Source organism: SAR86 cluster bacterium, assembly GCA_023703675.1.
In the GTDB taxonomy this organism is placed as follows: Bacteria; Pseudomonadota; Gammaproteobacteria; order Magnimaribacterales; family AG-339-G14; genus AG-339-G14.
In genome coordinates this window covers 614,727-631,318 of record CP097974.1, presented here as the reverse complement: position 1 = coordinate 631,318, position 16,592 = coordinate 614,727, and the positions used below count along the sequence as shown (strand labels likewise).

18 protein-coding genes are annotated in these 16,592 nt (G+C 32.3%); 12 read left to right on the top strand and 6 right to left on the bottom strand.

Annotated elements, in window-relative coordinates:
- Positions 1-11: 11 nt before the first annotated feature.
- Entirely contained in the window at positions 12-488 is a 477-nt protein-coding gene (locus M9C82_03145) for a thioesterase family protein (protein URQ72967.1), read from the top strand.
- Here M9C82_03145 and M9C82_03140 read toward each other — a convergent pair.
- Entirely contained in the window at positions 485-1,255 is a 771-nt protein-coding gene (locus tag M9C82_03140) for an enoyl-CoA hydratase/isomerase family protein (GenBank protein ID URQ72966.1), read from the bottom strand. The two genes, M9C82_03145 and M9C82_03140, sit on opposite strands and share 4 nt — an antisense overlap.
- Positions 1,256-1,513: 258 nt before the next feature.
- Here M9C82_03140 and M9C82_03135 point away from each other — a divergent pair, with 258 nt between their 5' ends.
- From M9C82_03135 to M9C82_03115, 5 genes are read left to right on the top strand one after another with little or no spacing between them, the layout of a single operon-like run.
- Complete coding sequence (locus M9C82_03135; protein ID URQ72965.1) at positions 1,514-1,876, top strand: rhodanese-like domain-containing protein; 363 nt, start codon at positions 1,514-1,516, stop codon at positions 1,874-1,876.
- 35 nt (positions 1,877-1,911) lie between these two features.
- Positions 1,912-3,369, top strand: coding sequence for an NAD(P)/FAD-dependent oxidoreductase (locus M9C82_03130; GenBank protein URQ72964.1), 1,458 nt, complete (start codon positions 1,912-1,914; stop codon positions 3,367-3,369).
- A gap of 5 nt (positions 3,370-3,374) precedes the next feature.
- Positions 3,375-3,794 carry a hypothetical protein gene (locus tag M9C82_03125; GenBank protein ID URQ72963.1) on the top strand — a complete coding sequence of 140 codons (420 nt, stop codon included), beginning with the start codon at positions 3,375-3,377 and terminating at the stop codon, positions 3,792-3,794.
- A complete protein-coding gene (gene rlmN / locus M9C82_03120) occupies positions 3,795-4,919 on the top strand; it encodes a 23S rRNA (adenine(2503)-C(2))-methyltransferase RlmN (GenBank protein ID URQ72962.1) in 1,125 nt (374 codons plus the stop codon).
- On the top strand, positions 4,909-6,063 hold the full coding sequence (locus M9C82_03115) for an FAD-dependent monooxygenase (protein URQ72961.1): 1,155 nt from the start codon (positions 4,909-4,911) through the stop codon (positions 6,061-6,063). The genes rlmN and M9C82_03115 overlap by 11 nt, the downstream gene beginning before the upstream one ends.
- On the opposite strand, the gene M9C82_03110 is transcribed toward M9C82_03115, so the two are convergent.
- A complete protein-coding gene (locus tag M9C82_03110) occupies positions 6,032-6,778 on the bottom strand; it encodes a 20S proteasome subunit A/B (protein URQ72960.1) in 747 nt (248 codons plus the stop codon). The genes M9C82_03115 and M9C82_03110 overlap by 32 nt on opposite strands.
- Before the next feature lie 151 nt (positions 6,779-6,929).
- Here M9C82_03110 and M9C82_03105 point away from each other — a divergent pair, with 151 nt between their 5' ends.
- The 6 genes from M9C82_03105 to M9C82_03080 are packed head-to-tail and all read left to right on the top strand — an operon-like array spanning position 6,930 to position 12,133.
- Complete coding sequence (locus M9C82_03105) at positions 6,930-8,384, top strand: circularly permuted type 2 ATP-grasp protein (GenBank protein ID URQ72959.1); 1,455 nt, start codon at positions 6,930-6,932, stop codon at positions 8,382-8,384.
- On the top strand, positions 8,385-9,302 hold the full coding sequence (locus M9C82_03100; protein ID URQ72958.1) for an alpha-E domain-containing protein: 918 nt from the start codon (positions 8,385-8,387) through the stop codon (positions 9,300-9,302).
- A 23-nt stretch (positions 9,303-9,325) separates the two neighbouring features.
- Positions 9,326-10,417 (top strand): mechanosensitive ion channel, encoded by a 1,092-nt coding sequence (locus M9C82_03095; protein URQ72957.1) that lies wholly within the window; start codon positions 9,326-9,328, stop codon positions 10,415-10,417.
- A 3-nt stretch (positions 10,418-10,420) separates the two neighbouring features.
- Positions 10,421-10,897, top strand: a complete 477-nt coding sequence (locus M9C82_03090; protein URQ72956.1) for a hypothetical protein — start codon at positions 10,421-10,423, stop codon at positions 10,895-10,897.
- Positions 10,890-11,747, top strand: a complete 858-nt coding sequence (gene purU / locus M9C82_03085; GenBank protein URQ72955.1) for a formyltetrahydrofolate deformylase — start codon at positions 10,890-10,892, stop codon at positions 11,745-11,747. The genes M9C82_03090 and purU overlap by 8 nt, the downstream gene beginning before the upstream one ends.
- Positions 11,747-12,133 (top strand): VOC family protein, encoded by a 387-nt coding sequence (locus tag M9C82_03080; GenBank protein ID URQ72954.1) that lies wholly within the window; start codon positions 11,747-11,749, stop codon positions 12,131-12,133. The genes purU and M9C82_03080 overlap by 1 nt, the downstream gene beginning before the upstream one ends.
- On the opposite strand, the gene M9C82_03075 is transcribed toward M9C82_03080, so the two are convergent.
- The 4 genes from M9C82_03075 to M9C82_03060 form a co-directional block, all read right to left on the bottom strand.
- On the bottom strand, positions 12,130-13,293 hold the full coding sequence (locus tag M9C82_03075) for a PLP-dependent aspartate aminotransferase family protein (GenBank protein ID URQ72953.1): 1,164 nt from the start codon (positions 13,291-13,293) through the stop codon (positions 12,130-12,132). The genes M9C82_03080 and M9C82_03075 overlap by 4 nt on opposite strands.
- 1 nt (position 13,294) lies before the next feature.
- Positions 13,295-14,263: a cysteine synthase family protein gene (locus tag M9C82_03070; protein ID URQ72952.1), complete on the bottom strand. Its 969-nt coding sequence runs from the start codon at positions 14,261-14,263 to the stop codon at positions 13,295-13,297.
- Positions 14,264-14,389: 126 nt separating this feature from the next.
- On the bottom strand, positions 14,390-15,244 hold the full coding sequence (locus tag M9C82_03065; GenBank protein ID URQ72951.1) for a hypothetical protein: 855 nt from the start codon (positions 15,242-15,244) through the stop codon (positions 14,390-14,392).
- A 9-nt stretch (positions 15,245-15,253) separates the two neighbouring features.
- Complete coding sequence (locus tag M9C82_03060; GenBank protein URQ72950.1) at positions 15,254-16,534, bottom strand: DsbA family protein; 1,281 nt, start codon at positions 16,532-16,534, stop codon at positions 15,254-15,256.
- Between the last annotated feature and the right edge of the window lie 58 nt (positions 16,535-16,592).

The window sequence follows — 16,592 nt, the reverse complement described above, 5'->3', positions numbered from 1 at the left end:
AAAATTATTGTATGGAAAATAAATTCCCCTATAAAGGCAATCTAGTTACTGTATCTAAGGATATGTGCGATATGAATGGTCATATGAATGTTGCTTTTTATTCGAAAATATTCGATGAAGGTTCTGGTCCCTTGTATCAAGACCTTGGGTTCTCTTGGGACGAAGAAACAATTAGAGAGACATATTCAACATTTACGCTTGAAGAAAATATACGATATGTAAAAGAAAACCTCTTAAACGATAAAATTTATCCTTGTTTTAGAATTGTTAACGTGAATCGAAAAATTATTCACCACGCAGCAATTTTACTCAATGAGAAAAAAGAGCTTTCAGCAATTTCAGAATGTTTGCTTATTCACATTGATATGAAACTAAGAAAATCTGCGCCTATGCCAGATGAAACTTTTGAGCGTGTAAAAAAATTAAAAGAAAAACACGAAGCTTTAGGTCCTTTAGACTTCGAATTAAGACTCAAAATAAAAAATTAGTTGCCTTTAAAATTAGGCTCTCTTCTTTCAAGCGAAGCCTTGATACCTTCTTTAAAATCTGAGGTTTCTCTAAGCCTGTCTTGTTCTGCTAATTCCCACTTCACAATTTTAGCTATCTCGTCGGCTATTCCTTCATTGATAGTAAATCTAATGGCTTGAACCCCTAAGGGTCCAGAGCTATTAATTTCTTTGGCAAGATTTTCTGCAGTAGTCATTAAATCCTTTTGTTCAACTAAATAATCTGCGAGACCGCAAGCCATTGCTTCCTCGCCTTTGAGACGAGTTGCCGTTAAAAGCATTTTTTTAGCAAATTGATGACCGACGACTCGTGGCAAAGTAATTGTGGTGCCAAATCCTTGATGGAATCCTAACTTTGAAAAATTAGCACTAAACCTTGATTCCTTACAAGCAATTCTAAAATCCGCAGCAAGAGCTACTCCGAGGCCTCCACCGACTGCAGCACCTTGAATAACAGCAATTATTGGCTTACTAGTTCTAAATAATCTAACAGCTTGATCATATAAAGCTGAGTAAGCATCTGACTCATTCTTAAAATTTGATCTTGAAAAATCAGCTCCTGCGCAAAAATGTTTACCTTCTGAGTAAAGAATTATGGAGCGACAATCTTGTTTTTTATCCATCTCTTCAAGCACATCTGCTATCTGACGGATTAAATCAGAATCAAAAAAATTATTTGGAGGTCTATTTATTTTTATATAACCCGTGTGTTCTTTATAAGTAAAGACAATATCTTTTAAATCATCCATTCTGTTAAATCCTAAGTATTAATATCTGTAATAATATAGATTATCCAATGGAATTTCTGAAAAAAATAATATCTCACATTGATGTACCTCTCTTTATAATTTATGGAATTATGGGCTTCGGAAGTGTTTACATCGCGGCATTTATTCGGGCACGAATCGATTTAAGTTTTTGGGCAGAATTATTCGTTTGTATTTTAATTATTTCGCCTTTTTATTTTTTAGTGAGAATTGCGAAAAAAAAATATTTTTCTAATTGATATGAAAAAAAGTTTTTCCGATTTAGTTAACGAGGCTGCGAAAGAAGTTCAAGAAATTGATATTTTCCAGCTAAAACATTTAATAGAAAGTAAATACAATTTTTCATTGGTAGATATCCGTGAGGATAATGAAATTAAAACTGGAGTCATAGAAAATTCAATTCATATTGGTCGAGGTGTTTTAGATAGAGATATCGAAGGACATATCTCTGATCCAACTGAGGAAATAGTCCTGTATTGCGCTAGAGGAGTAAGATCTATAGTTGGAGCAAAAACTCTTCAAGACATGGGCTATCAAAAAGTATTTTCGTTGAAAGGTGGAATTACTGAATGGATAGAAACCGGGTTTAAATTAAAAGAATAATTTATTAAATCATCAATTGTTAATATAATTAAGAGATGAAGCAAGATTATCTAGACGTTATTGTGGTTGGAGCCGGTATTTCGGGAATTGGGGCTGGTGCACACTTGAATACAAAGTGTCCGGATAAAACGTATGCAATTTTCGAAGGAAGAGAAAATTTTGGCGGCACTTGGGATTTATTTAAGTATCCCGGTATTAGGTCCGATTCAGATATGCATACTTTAGGCTTTTCCTTTAAACCTTGGAATCATAAAAAGTCTATTGCCACTGGTCCTCTCATTATGGATTACCTTGAAGAAACAATAGAGGAGTATGGCCTTGATGAAAAAATCAAATACAATCATCATGTTGAGTCTGCCAATTGGAATGAGTCAGAAGGCCTGTGGGAAGTAAACGTAACTGAAAAAAAATCTTCTGAAAAATTTCTTTATAAATCAAAATTTCTTTACATGTGTGCTGGTTATTACAGGTACTCATCTGGGTACGAGCCTGAATTCAAGGGTAGTGATAATTTTTTGGGGCAGATAATTCACCCACAAAAATGGCCCGAGTCTCTTGATTACAAAGGAAAAAATGTCGTTGTAATTGGAAGTGGCGCTACAGCGGCCACTATTGTTCCTGAAATAGCAAAAGAAGCTAATTTAGTCACTATGTTACAAAGATCTCCGACTTACTTTGTTTCTAGACCAGATGAAGACAGCATTGCATTGTTCTTAAAGAGATTTCTTCCTAAATCTTTGGTCTATGCGTTAATAAGATTTAAAAATGTCTATTTACAACAATCACTCTTCAAAAGAGTTAGAGCTTTCCCTGATAGATCAAAGAAATTCTTGATAGATCAAGTTAAAAAAGAACTTCCTGACTTTGATGTCGATAAACATTTCACTCCTAGATACAATCCTTGGGAACAAAGAATGTGCTTGATACCTAATAGTGATTTCTTTGAAGCGATTAAAAATAAAACTGCAACAGTAGTAACAGATCATATTGAATCCTTTGAGGAGAAGGGGATTAAATTGAAGTCAGGAGATTTTTTAGATGCAGATATTATCGTTACTGCCACAGGTTTGGTATTACAAAATTTTGGCGGAGTGACGATCTCAATTAATAATAATCCAGTGAATGTTTCAGAAACTATGACTTACAAAAGCTTGATGTATAGTGATATCCCTAATTTTGTAAATTCATTCGGTTACATCAATGCTTCCTGGACACTAAAAGCAGACTTAACAAGCGTTTATTTGTGTAGATTAATTAAACATATGGATAAAAATCAATATTCTTCAGCTTGTCCACGTAAACCTCTTGATGTTGATGAGACTTATGATTGGTTGAAAGATTTTTCTTCAGGCTACATACAAAGATCAATTAATCTTCACCCACAACAAGGAAGCAAAAAACCTTGGGTAAACTATCAGGATTACATCAAAGATTGGATCGACGTTAAATTTTCAAAACTTGAGGACGGAAATCTAATTTTTTCTAGAGATTAATTCTTGTGAATAAAGCTCTTCCTTCTTTAATTGCTTTAATTTTAATGGCATGTTCAGGTCAGAACATCAGCACCTTCAGTTGTTCTATTAAAAGTAATGTCAAAGATCCAAACGGTGATTTGATATTCGAAGGAAATACTGGATTGCTTACCCTAGATAAAACTAATAAAAGAATTGGTTGGAAGAGCGATCTTTCAGATGATGAATATTATATGTCAGAAAATTTTACTGAATCGGAAACAAAAATTGATGTGTTTGATAAACTTTTTTTAGAATGGTCAGATGAAACTAACCAAGAGATTCAAAGATCTATAAGTTTTAATAAAGTTTCTCTAGATATGGATTTCAGTTACGATTTTTTAAATAAATCGGTAAGAAATTCTTCAAGGACTTATTCCTGTGAAGTTCTTAAAAATCAAATATAAATGAACTCTAATTCAAAAAGGGTAAATTTATTAAATTTATCTATATCAGAACTAAATTCTTTTTTCCTGTCCATAGATCAAAAAGAATTTAGAACAACTCAATTGATTAAATGGATTCATCAAAATGGTGTCATTAATTTTGAAAACATGACAAATTTCTCAAAGCCCCTAAGGAATTATTTAAATAAAAATTGTGTAATCGAGCTGCCTAAGATCTCACATAAAGAGTATTCGGAAGATGGAACTAAAAAATGGCTTTTGGAAGTTGGTGAAAATGAATCTGTAGAGATGGTACTTATTCCTGAAAAGGGGAGAAATACTTTATGTGTATCTTCTCAAGTAGGCTGTGTTGTAAATTGTAGTTTCTGTGCAACAGGAAAACAAGGATTCTCAAGAAACCTTTCTTTGAGTGAAATTATTGGTCAAGTATTTATCGCTGAAAATTCTTTTGGCACCCCTCGAAACTCAGAAGATCGAAAAATTACAAATATAGTCATGATGGGAATGGGAGAGCCTTTATTGAATTTCGATAATGTTGTAAACGCAATGGAAATTATGAGACACGATTGTGGATATAACTTGTCCAAAAGAAAAGTAACTCTTAGTACTTCAGGTCTGATACCAGAAATAGATAAGCTTTCTAAGGTTTCTGATGTTTCATTAACTATATCTCTGCATGCACCAAATGATGATTTAAGAGATATTTTAGTTCCTATAAATAAAAAGTATCCTATACAAAAGTTATTAAAATCTGTTAAGAATTATGTTGATTCATTTAATGATAAAAGAATTACGACGTTTGAATATATTCTAATCAATAAAGTTAATGACAGTTTAGAGACAGCTGAAGAGCTTGCAAATTTACTCAAGAGCTATCCTTGTAAAATCAATCTTATCCCTTTCAATGAATTTTCCTTATCAAACTATACCAAACCGTCTAACAATAGAGTGAGAGCCTTTAAAGATTTTTTGGTCAAAAAAGGATTTATTACGACTATTCGTTCAACTAGAGGCGATGACATCATGGCTGCCTGTGGTCAGTTGGTAGGACAGGTTCAAGACAAGACTAGTAGGAAAAAAAGAATAAACCAGCAAATTGAGTCATTAAATCTCAATGCTCAATAAGATAAATATTATCGGTGCGGGAGTTTGTGGATTATTCCTTGGCTATTGTTTAAAAAAAAATGGTTTTAATCCAATTATTTATGAAAAGGATAAGGCATTAAGTGATTATGGAGCTGGTGTAAATTTATCTAGGAATGCAACCATATTACTTAAAGAAGTTGGCATATTAAAAAAATTATCTGAATACGCTTATTTTCCTAATAAAGTTATTTTTCGTTCTTTCCATAACAGCTCAGTTATTAAATCGCTTCAGTTAAACAAAGATAATTCTGATTTCATTAGTATTAATAGAAAAGATTTAATAAGAGTCTTAGCAAGTGAATACATTAATTTGGGTGGAGAAATAAAATTTAATCATGAGCTTGAACAAGTAAACTCTTCAAAAATTTTCTTTAAAGATAATTCATCTTATGAAACAAGCTTAACTCTTGCTTGTGATGGCATAAAGTCAAAGATAAGAGAAAATAACTTTAATGAAGAATCCCCTAAATTTACTGGTTTAATTGCCTGGCGAGGAATTGTAGATTTAAAAAAGTTACCAAAAAAGAAAATTTGGACAGAAATAAATATTCATTTAGGTCCTGGCGGTCACATTGTTCATTATCCTATTTCTAATGGAAAAAGAATAAATTTTGTCGCTATAAAACAACAAAATACTTGGGAAGAGGAATCCTGGATTCTTGAAGGAAAAAGAGATCAGTTGCTGATTGAATTTAATAATTGGAATAGCGAAATTAAAGAGCTTTTCAATAAATCATTAAAAATCAATAAGTGGGGGTTATTTGAGAGAAAAGCCACAAAAACTTTAATTAATAAAAATATCATATTAATGGGCGATGCGGCTCACCCAATGTTGCCCTTTTTAGCGCAAGGCTCGTGTTTGGCTATTGAAGACGCATTCACTTTTTCACATTTATTAAAAAACAAAAAAATTGATTTATTCCTCAAACAATATGAAATCCTCAGAGTAGCGCGAGGGAATAAAGTTCAAGCAAGATCAAAAAGACAAGGCAAAGTAAATCATCTGTCCAATAAAATAGCTGTTTTTTTGAGAAATTTATTATTAAAAATTTTTGCCGAAAGAACTCAAAGATCTATTCACCAATACAATGTTATTCGAGAGATTCAACGTCTTCCCAATTAAATCTGGGTAAATGATTTATAGCCTTAAGCAATTGATCGTGCCATATATTAGAAAATTGTTGGAAGAAGGGTGAATCTAGTTTCAATCGATCTTGGAAGTCTAAATTTATTTGATCTTTTTTAAAAACTACAAAGTCGATGGGCGGACCTACGGTAAGATCACTTCTCATAGTTGAATCGAGAGATAATAGGGCTGCTCTGGCTGTATCTCCTAATGGTGTATCTTGCTCAATTGTCCTGTCTAAAATAGGTTTTCCATATTTAGTTTCTCCGATCTGAACAAAAGGACTTTCATCTGAAACGTGAATATGATTTCCTTCTGGATAAATTAAAATAATATTAGGTTCTTGATTTTTAATTTGCCCTCCTAGAATAAAGCTAGATCCCAACAAAGAACTTTCTTGAACTGGTATATCCTGACCAACTTTTTGACACTCTAAGCTTATTTCTCCAATATATTCAGCTGCTTCTTCTAGATCTTGGCAAAGATTTAAATTAATTTTTGGAGATTCAGCATCGAGATCTTTTTGAATTTTATGGTAAACAGCCTGTGAAGTAGCTAAATTTCCAGCAGTCATTATGACAAAAGCTCTGTCTCCTACGTTATAGGTAAACATTTTCGTGTAAGAACCAACATTATCAAGACCCGCGTTGGTTCTTGAATCTGATGCAAAAACCAAACCTTCGTTGACCTTAATACCCAAACAATACGTCATAAACTAATTTTAAATAAAAATAACATAATTCATTAGTTACCTGTAGATCAAATTAAACGATTATTTTGCATTAAATTAGTGCATTTCGTTAGACTAAGTTGATAAAAATGTATTTAAAAGCACACAATATATATAGGGATAATTATTAATCATGAAAAAAGCTAGTTTAATAAACTATCTTGAAAAGGGTCCATCCTATGATGAATTTTTTAGCGATTCTTTAAAGCATAGAAAACATGCTCAAAAAGTTATAAATTTTTTGGAGTCACTTTCTTTAGATGATTTGCAAGATATAAATTCTGCAACAGTTTCTGCAATACAATCAATGGGAGTTACATTTAGAGTTTACCAAAATGAATCAAACACCAGCGATAATAGATCGTGGCCTTTAGATTTTATTCCAAGATTAATAAAAAAAGATGAATGGAAGCTAGTTGAAAAAGGATTAATTCAAAGAGTAAAGGCATTAAATTTTTTTATCGAAGACTGTTACAACGAAAGAAAGTTTTTAAAAGAATTTGATATTGGAGATAACTTAGTTATCGAAACATCGGCGTATAAAAAGTATTGCCAAAATATTAAATTAAAAGAAGGCGTATGGTCCCATATTTGCGGTTCAGATTTAATCAAAGGTGAAGATGGAGAGTTTTATGTATTGGAAGATAATCTAAGAGTTCCCTCTGGTGTGTCTTACATGCTTGAAAATAGAATGATCATGAAAAGAGTTCTGCCTGAATTATTTAGAAGATACGGAGTAAATCCAGTAGACGACTATCCAAGCAAGCTTTATGAAACTCTCGCTTCAATAAGTTTTTCTAAGGCAAAGCATCCCGAAATAGTTTTATTAACCCCTGGTATTTATAATTCAGCATATTTTGAACACGCTTATCTTGCCCAACAGATGGGAATAGATTTGGTAGAAGGAAGCGATCTTCAAATTGGCAAAGATGGATATGTTTTTAAAAAAACTATTGAGGGTTTAAAAAAGGTTGATGTTATTTATAGAAGGATTGATGACGATTTTTTAGATCCGGATGTAGGAAATCCGGATTCAACGTTGGGAGTTAGAGGATTAATTAAAAGCTGGGCGCAAAAAAAGGTCTCGATTGTAAATGCTCCTGGTTGTGGCATTGCAGACGATAAAGCAGTTTATTCATACGTCCCCAAAATGATCAAATTCTATTTGAAGGAGAAGCCTATTTTAAAGAATATAAAGACTTATTTTATGAATGATAAAAAAAGCAGAGATAAAGTAAGAAAAGATATTAAATCGATGGTGATAAAACCAGTATCTGAATCAGGCGGATATGGAATTGTTATAGGGAAAAATTTAAAAAACTCTAAAGACGTCGAAGCAACCTTCAGAAAGATAAGAAATAATCCTAGAAATTACGTGGCTCAAAAATTTATTTCCCTCTCCACTTCCCCAACATTCTCTGAAGGAAAGATTGAACCCAGACATTTAGATTTGAGGCCTTTTATACTCAGCGGAACAAAAAATTACGTGACTGTTGGAGGCCTCACTAGAGTGGCATTGAAAAAGGGAACATCGATTGTTAATTCCTCTCAAGGAGGAGGAAGTAAAGATACATGGATAATTGATTAGATGCTTAGTAGAGACGCAGAACATTTATATTGGTTGGCTCGTTACATCGAACGTGCTGAAAATACTGCAAGGATGATAAATGTAAATGTTGAAATGATGTTAGATTTTCCAGTTGATGACACATTAGGGTGGGAGTCCATCATTGAGTCTATGGATTCAAAAAAAGATTTTCATAAAATTTATTCAAACTTTGAAGAATCTAATGTTATAAATTTTTTAAGTATTGAAAAAAATAATCCAAATTCGATAATTTCTTGTCTGAAAGGAGCCACTTATAACTCTGAATTTATCAAAGACGATTTACCTAGATCATCAGTTGAAGAACTAAATAATATTCAATTGTTTTTTCAAAAAGAAATGACTTTGAAAGCAAGCAAGAGAAAAAGAGCAAAAAATATTTATGAGGTAATTTCATCTTCTCAGAGATTTTTTGGAATTATCTCTGATAATTTTTCAAGGGGATATGCTTTTGAATTTTTAAAACTTGGCCGTTTTTTAGAGCGTGCAGATATGATCTCAAGAATAATTGATTCGATTAGTTCTGCAAAAAAAAAGGAAGGAACAGTAGATCTGTCTACTTTGGAGTGGGTAAATTTACTTAAAACTCTCTCTGCTCATCAAGCCTTTAGAAAAGTTTCTAGAGGTGACATTGAAAAAGAAAGTGTCATAAATTTTTTATTCAAAGATGATAATTTTCCGCGTTCCATTTATAGATGTTTGACTATTCTAAAAAAGAGCTTTTTGAGTCTTCCAAAAAATAATCTAGCTTTGGCATCTACGGAAAAATTTTTAAAATCCTTAGACTCATCTAGAGTCGGCAGGTATGACGATAAAAAAATTCATGAATTCATTGAAAACACGCAAAAGAGAATTTCTTCAATCGATCAAATTATAAGTAAGAGTTATTTTAATAATTAACTATAAATAGTATCCTTCAACACATGGAAGATTTCTTGGATTTGCTAAATCAAGTTTGGACCTCTGGTTTTTTAGGTATCAGTATGTCAGAAGTTCTAATTTCATTGTTCATCTTAATAGTCTCTCTAATTTTTAGAGGCGTTTTCGCAAATGTAGGAGTTAATTCTTTAAAAAAATTAACTTCTCGAACCGAAACAGAACTGGATGATATTTTATTAGATTCGCTTAAAAAACCTTTAGGATTTATTCCAATCACGATAGGTATATATCTAATAACAATTTTTTTACCTTTATCTGGTTTAATTGATTTAATTGCTACCAATCTTGTTAAGGCTTTAATTGTTTACACAATCTTTAGCGCATTATCGAATCTTGTGAGTCCATTATTTTCTATATTATCCAATAACACTTGGCTAACCACAGCGATGTCAGTTTGGCTTGAAAGATCTTCTAAAGTTCTGGTTTGGGTGATAGGACTTGCGATCATCCTTGATATTTTTGGTATTGAAATAGGGCCGTTAATCGCTGGACTAGGTCTTTTTTCTGTTGCAATAGCTTTGGGAGCGCAAGATTTATTTAAAAATTTAATATCTGGAATGTTGATCATTGGAGAAAATAGGTTTCAACCTGGTCATAGGATTGAAGTTCCAGGTGAATTTCACGGCATTGTTGAGAGTATTGGCTTTAGATCTACAACTGTAAGGCTATTTGACACATCTCCAATGATAATCCCGAATAAGGATCTTTCCGATATTAGCGTTATAAATCATGGATTAAATAAGTTCAGAAGAATCAGATGGAGTATAAATCTAATTTATTCTACCTCTGTTGATCAAATAAATAAGATCTGTCAGGAAATAGAGCAGTTTATTAATGATGAAAATCAAGGATTTTGTATAAATCCTGGTCAGGAATCCTTTGCAAAAGCAGTAGAATTTGGAGCAAGTTCAATTGATCTAGAAATTCTATGCTACACAAATAAAGATTCCTATACTGAATATTCAGATGTGAAACAAAATCTTCTTTTAAAGACCAAGTCCATAGTTTTAGAAAATGGTTCTGATTTCGCTTACCCATCAAGTTCAATATATTTTGAAAATTCATTAGATAAATAATCTATGACAAAACTGTCATTTATATTTCTATTGGCAATATCATCGATTTTAGTATTTAGGTTACTGACCTTTTCACCCATTCCAATAGCAGATGATTGTGAACTTAAAGAAGTTTGGAATTTAAACCGGGTAGACAATTTTTCTGGATTGATAGATGGAATAGATGTTTATGATGAAAAGCCTCTTGTAAAATTTCTTGTTAAAAATTTCTATCCATTACTCTTATCCAACAGCCAAATTTTAGTTTCTATCGAATGTAATGTCTCAGAAAGAAATATAATTTGGAATTCTTTTCGGAACTGGTATGGCGAAGAATTAGACTTAAATGCTCTGCCTAAATCTTTCTTGGTACAAAGATTAAATGGTTCTGTAGACATAGAACAAAAAATATATAAAGATGGCGGCGAATTGATAAGAGAAATTAACGTTCTCGAAAAAAATACTGGGAAAATAAAGTTTTATTATAGAAAAAATGAATGATCAAGAATTTATTTTAAGAGTTACTTGTCCTGACTCACTTGGGTTGGTGGCAAAAGTTTCAAATTTTTTAAATGAACAAAACCTTTTTATTAAAGATTCAGCTCATTATGGCGATCCAATAACTAAAAAGTTTTTTATGAGGGTAAAAGTAATCTCGCCTAATCAAGAAATTAATAAAGAAAATTTTAATAAAACATTCTCAGTTTTGGCCGAAGAAGCTTCCATGGATTGGTCTTTTCAGAATGCCATTTTAAAACCTAGCACTACAATATTTGTTTCAAAATATAGTCATTGTTTGCAGGATCTTCTTTACAGGACAAGTGTTGATTCATTAAAAATTAATATTAAATCTGTTATTTCTAATCATCCAGATTTAGAAAAGATAGTTTCAGATTACGGAATCCCTTTTCACCACATTGAGGTAGCTAAAGATAATAAATCTGAAGTAGAGATGAAAATGTCGAAAATAATTGAAGATGACAATGTAGATTTAATTATTCTAGCAAGATATATGCAAATCCTATCTACAGATTTTTGTAATAAATATTTTGGTAAAATAATAAACATACATCATTCTTTTCTCCCAAGTTTTAAAGGGGCAAAACCTTACCATCAAGCTTATGAAAAGGGGGTTAAAATCCTTGGAGCTACAGCTCATTATGTGACAAGTGAACTAGATGAAGGGCCTATCATAGAACAAACGGTTGATAGAATTGATCATTCAAAATCGCCAGAAGATATGGAAGTTATTGGAAGGGATATTGAATCGATTACCTTAGCAAAAGCTGTACAATATCATTCTGAACAGAGAATTTTCTTGAATGATAACAAAACGGTGATATTTAAATAATGGGAACAAAGCTAAAACACTATTCGACAATAGGTACTAACAATAAAGAAGTAGCAGAAAAGTTTTATGATGAACTTTTGTCTCTGGTAAATGCTAAAAAATTTCCTGCAAATGATCGTATAACTATGTGGATGTCGTCCGAAGATAATTCTGTTTTGCTCGCAATTGCAGTTCCATATGATGGAGAAAAAGCCTCAAATGGAAATGGAACAATGAAAGGAATTGCATTGGATACCAAAGAAGAAGTAGATGCAATGTATGCCAAAGCAATTGAGTTAGGTGCTAGCGATGATGGAGAGCCTGGTCAAAGAGCGGGAGCTTTTTATGGTGCATACGTTCACGATCTAGATGGAAATAAGTTAACTTTTTTTAATTTTGATGTCTAATTAAGAGAACTCTCAATATCATCAATTAAGTCGTCAATATTTTCCAATCCAACTGATAAACGAATAAGAGTATCGGAAATTCCTAATTTCTCTCTTCGTTCTTTTGGTAAAGATGCATGAGTCATTAAACCTGGGTGTTCAATCAGACTTTCTACACCTCCAAGACTTTCGGCAAGAGTAAATATAGAAGTTTTTTCTAAAAGTTCCTTTGCAGTTGATAAATTTCCGTTTAACTCTAATGAGACAATTCCGGAAAAACCTTCCATTTGCGACTTAGCTAGACTATGCTGCGGATGTGAGACGAGACCTGGATAAATTACTCTAGAAATTTTATTATGCCCCTCAAAATATTGAGCTAATTTCATTGCATTTTCATTGTGTCGTTGCATTCTCACCACAAGTGTTTTTAAACTCCTTAAAAGTAAATAACTATCAAAAGCTCCAGAAATAGGCCCAAGAGAATTATGGATGTTTTCCATCCTCGCTATCAAATTTAGATCATCTTTTCCTATAACCATTGCACCAGCAATTAAATCTGAATGTCCGCCCAAATATTTTGTAGCTGAATGAATCACAATATCAATTCCAAAATTTAATGGCTTCTGATTGAAGGGCGATGCAAAAGTATTATCGCAAACAGTTAGTATCTTTCTATTTTTTGCTAATTCAGAAATTTTTTGCAAATCTGATACTTTTAATAATGGATTTGTAGGAGTTTCAATAAATAACATCTTTGTATTATCTGAAATCTCTTTTTCTATGTTTTCAATATTGCTCATGTCAACATAGGAAATTTTAATTCCTTGAGAAATGCTTTTGATTTCATTAAATAATCTAACTGATCCTCCGTAAAGGTCGTCCATTGCAATGATGTGATCGCCTGGTTCTAGTAATTCAACACATGCAGAGATTGCTGCAACACCAGAAGAAAATCCAAACCCTTTAATACCATTTTCTAAACTTGCAATGCATTCTTCAAATGCTTCTCTGGTAGGATTTATTGATCTGGAATAATCATACCCTTTGTGTACTCCTGGACTAGATTGTTCGAAGGTTGATGCCATGACTATTGGAGTCATTACAGCGCCCGAAGTTGGGTCAGGTTTTTGACCAGCATGTATAGCCAAAGTTTCGAAATTCTTTTTTTTCTTTTTTGTCATTTTAAAAATTTTCCTCAAGCCACTCTTTATTGTAAGCTTTTGAAAGATACTTATTTCCAGTATCACAAATCAATGTAACAACTTTTTTTGGAGTTTTTTGCAATTTACACCATTCAACTGCGGCATGAACAAGTGTTCCGCATGATGTTCCTGCAAGAATTCCTTCTTCTTGCAATAGTTTGTTCAACATTTCAAAGGCGTCTTTGTCTGAAACATAAATACCTTCGTCAATAATATCTAAATTTAAGTTACCAGGAATATGGTCTTCACCAATTCCTTCCACAAGCCAAGAACCATTTTCATATTTATAAGATCCAGTGTTAACAGCATCTGCAACAACAGAGCCAACTGGATCTGCAATAACAATATTTATTTTTGCATTCTTGGATTTTAAATATTTTCCAACCCCACTTATTGTTCCTCCGGTCCCAACACCAGCCACAAATGCATCAATATTTCCTTCCATTTGCTCCCAAATCTCCGGTCCTGTTGTTGTTTCATGGATCTTTGGATTAGAGGGATTATTAAATTGATCTGTGAAAAATGCACCAGGAGTTTCTGAAACAATTTTTGCTGCTAAATCTTGGTAATGTTCTGGATGACCTTTTTCAACATCTGATCTTGTAAATATAATATCAACACCCATAGCTTCAAGGTGCATAACTTTTTCTTTACTCATTTTGTCTGGTATTACTAAGATTAATTTATAACCTTTCAACTTTGCAGCGAGTGCTAAACCTAAACCGGTATTTCCTGCAGTACACTCAACTATTACGCCACCTTTTTTTAAAAGACCTTTATCTTCTGCATCGGTAATCATTTGTAGACCAACTCTGTCCTTTATAGAGCCTCCTGGGTTTAGGTTTTCTAACTTTACGTAAAGTTCACATAAACCTGTATCTATTGAGTTAATTTTTAAGATTGGAGTATTTCCAACCATATCTAAAATATTTGAATAAATTTTATTCATCGTTTGGAAGATTTTCTTTCTTTCTATTATATTTTTTCTTGTCAGCGAAAACACTAGACTTGTTAAATTTTCTTGCGTGCTTAGCAACAGGATTTATTTTTTTTCTTGTAATTTTTTTTTTCACTTTTAGGTTTTTATGAAATAAATGAAATAGTATTTAAATAATCTCAATAACTTTTTTAGAGTCATTTTAAGGTTATTAAATTCATTTCTTTTTGAATAATATTCTTTCAAATGAAGATATCCTAATAAGTATTTATTTTTCACAATTTTATTCGTTTTGGAAAGTGCTTCATAAACATATGGCCTTATTGGTCGTTGTGAATATTTTTTCAATAACTTCCTTAACTCATCCATGTGATCTATATTTTTGCTTCTCAAGTAATCATACAACGGACCCCCAATAGGCCTAGTATGTTTCATGGAAATTTCATCAAGAATAGCCATTTTTTTTAATTCGTAGTTGAAATAATTACCCCAAAGATGATCTAAACCAACTCCACTCTCACATTCTTTAAAATCTTCCAAGGCCTTCTGAAGAACCTCTCTGGTTACACAAGGAGCCATTACTTCAATAAAATTTGAGTACCTTAAAATAAAGGCTTCGTTCTGAATGAGCAGAAGAAAAGTGTAGAAACTGTCCTTTGTTAGGGAAGGTTGAGCAACAAATAAATTATGTTCATCCATTGCTTGAAATAGTTTATTTATCGAAATGCTGTCGATTTCCAAATCGTCGTCGGGAAACCAATAATAGTTGTATTCTTCAAGTTTATTGTTAAGAAAAAATTTATAAATTGACGTCCATTTTCCTCCTTCAATGTAAAACTTCGACACACCTTCTGAAGTGTGGAAATTTTCAAAAGCTTTTCTGTCATAAAATAATAATATCAAATCCCAGTTCCGATTAGCGTAGTCATTAGAAAGCCAATGTTGATGTAGCGAGTTGTTACCATTTCTAGAAATGACTACATTGGAACGCATCAAAATATTTTATGAATTTAGTCGTTTGTTAATTTCTTCTTTTACCAACCAAATTCTATCTTGTCCCCAGACATAGTAAGGATTGCTGCCGTCTGCATTAGTTATTTTAAAACTAGGAACACCCCAACAATTTCCACGATACATGTCTTCACAGTTTTCATTAAGAATTTTTTTCCAAGCTGATGTATTTAGATGCTTTTTAATTTCACTCCAATTAAGCCCAAGCTCAGATACGAGATTTTCCAAAAAACTCTCTTCGCCTATGTTGATACCATCTTGAAAAGAGGCTTTCAACAATCCTTCAATATATTCAAATCCTTTCCCATGATTATTTATTTCTGGAAAAAGTGAATAAGCTTTTCTTGCCGGTTTTCCAATTGGTGAATATATTGATTTCATCTCATAATCATATTTTCTTCCTTCTCTTGCTGCATCTGAAATAATGTACTTTGCTTTAAACGTAGGAATTGTCATCATTCGCATAAGCATCGGTAATACTGGTTTAGTTATCAAGTTGACAGGATATTTTTCAGATAACTCTTTAACTCTCTTTGCGCTTATGAAAGTATATGGGCTATTCAAAGAAGGGTAGAAGCTTAAATTTAGCTTTGTTTTGGAAATTAGCTCATTAGGAGCTGACAATATTAATGGCGCTACAGATTCATTTGACAAAGTTTTTTTTACTCCAAGCTCAGTAAGTCTTTCTTCTAAATGATTTAATCGGTCTACCCCCCAGTAAAGTTCTTTTTCGTAGTAAAAAGCTGATCCAAAATAATAACCACTTCCATCTCTTTTATTATTTCCTTCTTTCAATATCTCTTTGACCTTTTCAGGAGAAGAAGAATAATTCCTAGACAAATTAATAAGTTCATTCTTATTGTTTTGCCAGAGAAAATCACTTACCAATTTAGCGACTTTAGTGAAATTTTCTGGAGGAACAGATGCAAGAACAGAATTAGCCAGGTTTATCAGAGATTTATTTGGATAAGAAGTCCCACCAAAATCAACACCGTAATAGGGAGCAATTCTTTTTACGTCTTCCAAACAATAATTGCTGTACAAGGAAGGCTCATGCAGTGTTTCTGGATTTTCATCACCCACTAAAATTGGGCTTAATTTTATTGAATATTCGTCAATAAGTTTATCTATAAATTGGATTGTTAAATGGGAGTAAGGATCATCCACCTTATGAAAATATAAAATTTCATGTTCTCTTTTTTCTTTAATTCTATCGGATTCGGCTTTATTTCTTATTGCCTTAAAGTTTTCATAATTTGAAAACATATTCATAGTTTTGTTTCTGAGTTTATGTGCGAAAGTTCTTCGCGCAATGAAATTCCTAATGGCC

Excerpts from the sequence above, each read along its gene's own strand:
- M9C82_03145 (URQ72967.1), top strand. The coding sequence starts at position 12 with ATGGAAAATAAATTCCCCTATAAAGGCAATCTAGTTACTGTATCTAAG.
- M9C82_03140 (URQ72966.1), bottom strand. The coding sequence starts at position 1,255 with ATGGATGATTTAAAAGATATTGTCTTTACTTATAAAGAACACACGGGT.
- M9C82_03135 (URQ72965.1), top strand. The coding sequence starts at position 1,514 with ATGAAAAAAAGTTTTTCCGATTTAGTTAACGAGGCTGCGAAAGAAGTT.
- M9C82_03130 (URQ72964.1), top strand. The coding sequence starts at position 1,912 with ATGAAGCAAGATTATCTAGACGTTATTGTGGTTGGAGCCGGTATTTCG.
- rlmN (URQ72962.1), top strand. The coding sequence starts at position 3,795 with ATGAACTCTAATTCAAAAAGGGTAAATTTATTAAATTTATCTATATCA.
- M9C82_03115 (URQ72961.1), top strand. The coding sequence starts at position 4,909 with ATGCTCAATAAGATAAATATTATCGGTGCGGGAGTTTGTGGATTATTC.
- M9C82_03110 (URQ72960.1), bottom strand. The coding sequence starts at position 6,778 with ATGACGTATTGTTTGGGTATTAAGGTCAACGAAGGTTTGGTTTTTGCA.
- M9C82_03105 (URQ72959.1), top strand. The coding sequence starts at position 6,930 with ATGAAAAAAGCTAGTTTAATAAACTATCTTGAAAAGGGTCCATCCTAT.
- M9C82_03100 (URQ72958.1), top strand. The coding sequence starts at position 8,385 with ATGCTTAGTAGAGACGCAGAACATTTATATTGGTTGGCTCGTTACATC.
- M9C82_03095 (URQ72957.1), top strand. The coding sequence starts at position 9,326 with ATGGAAGATTTCTTGGATTTGCTAAATCAAGTTTGGACCTCTGGTTTT.
- M9C82_03090 (URQ72956.1), top strand. The coding sequence starts at position 10,421 with ATGACAAAACTGTCATTTATATTTCTATTGGCAATATCATCGATTTTA.
- purU (URQ72955.1), top strand. The coding sequence starts at position 10,890 with ATGAATGATCAAGAATTTATTTTAAGAGTTACTTGTCCTGACTCACTT.
- M9C82_03080 (URQ72954.1), top strand. The coding sequence starts at position 11,747 with ATGGGAACAAAGCTAAAACACTATTCGACAATAGGTACTAACAATAAA.
- M9C82_03075 (URQ72953.1), bottom strand. The coding sequence starts at position 13,293 with ATGACAAAAAAGAAAAAAAAGAATTTCGAAACTTTGGCTATACATGCT.
- M9C82_03070 (URQ72952.1), bottom strand. The coding sequence starts at position 14,263 with ATGAATAAAATTTATTCAAATATTTTAGATATGGTTGGAAATACTCCA.
- M9C82_03065 (URQ72951.1), bottom strand. The coding sequence starts at position 15,244 with ATGCGTTCCAATGTAGTCATTTCTAGAAATGGTAACAACTCGCTACAT.
- M9C82_03060 (URQ72950.1), bottom strand. The coding sequence starts at position 16,534 with ATGAATATGTTTTCAAATTATGAAAACTTTAAGGCAATAAGAAATAAA.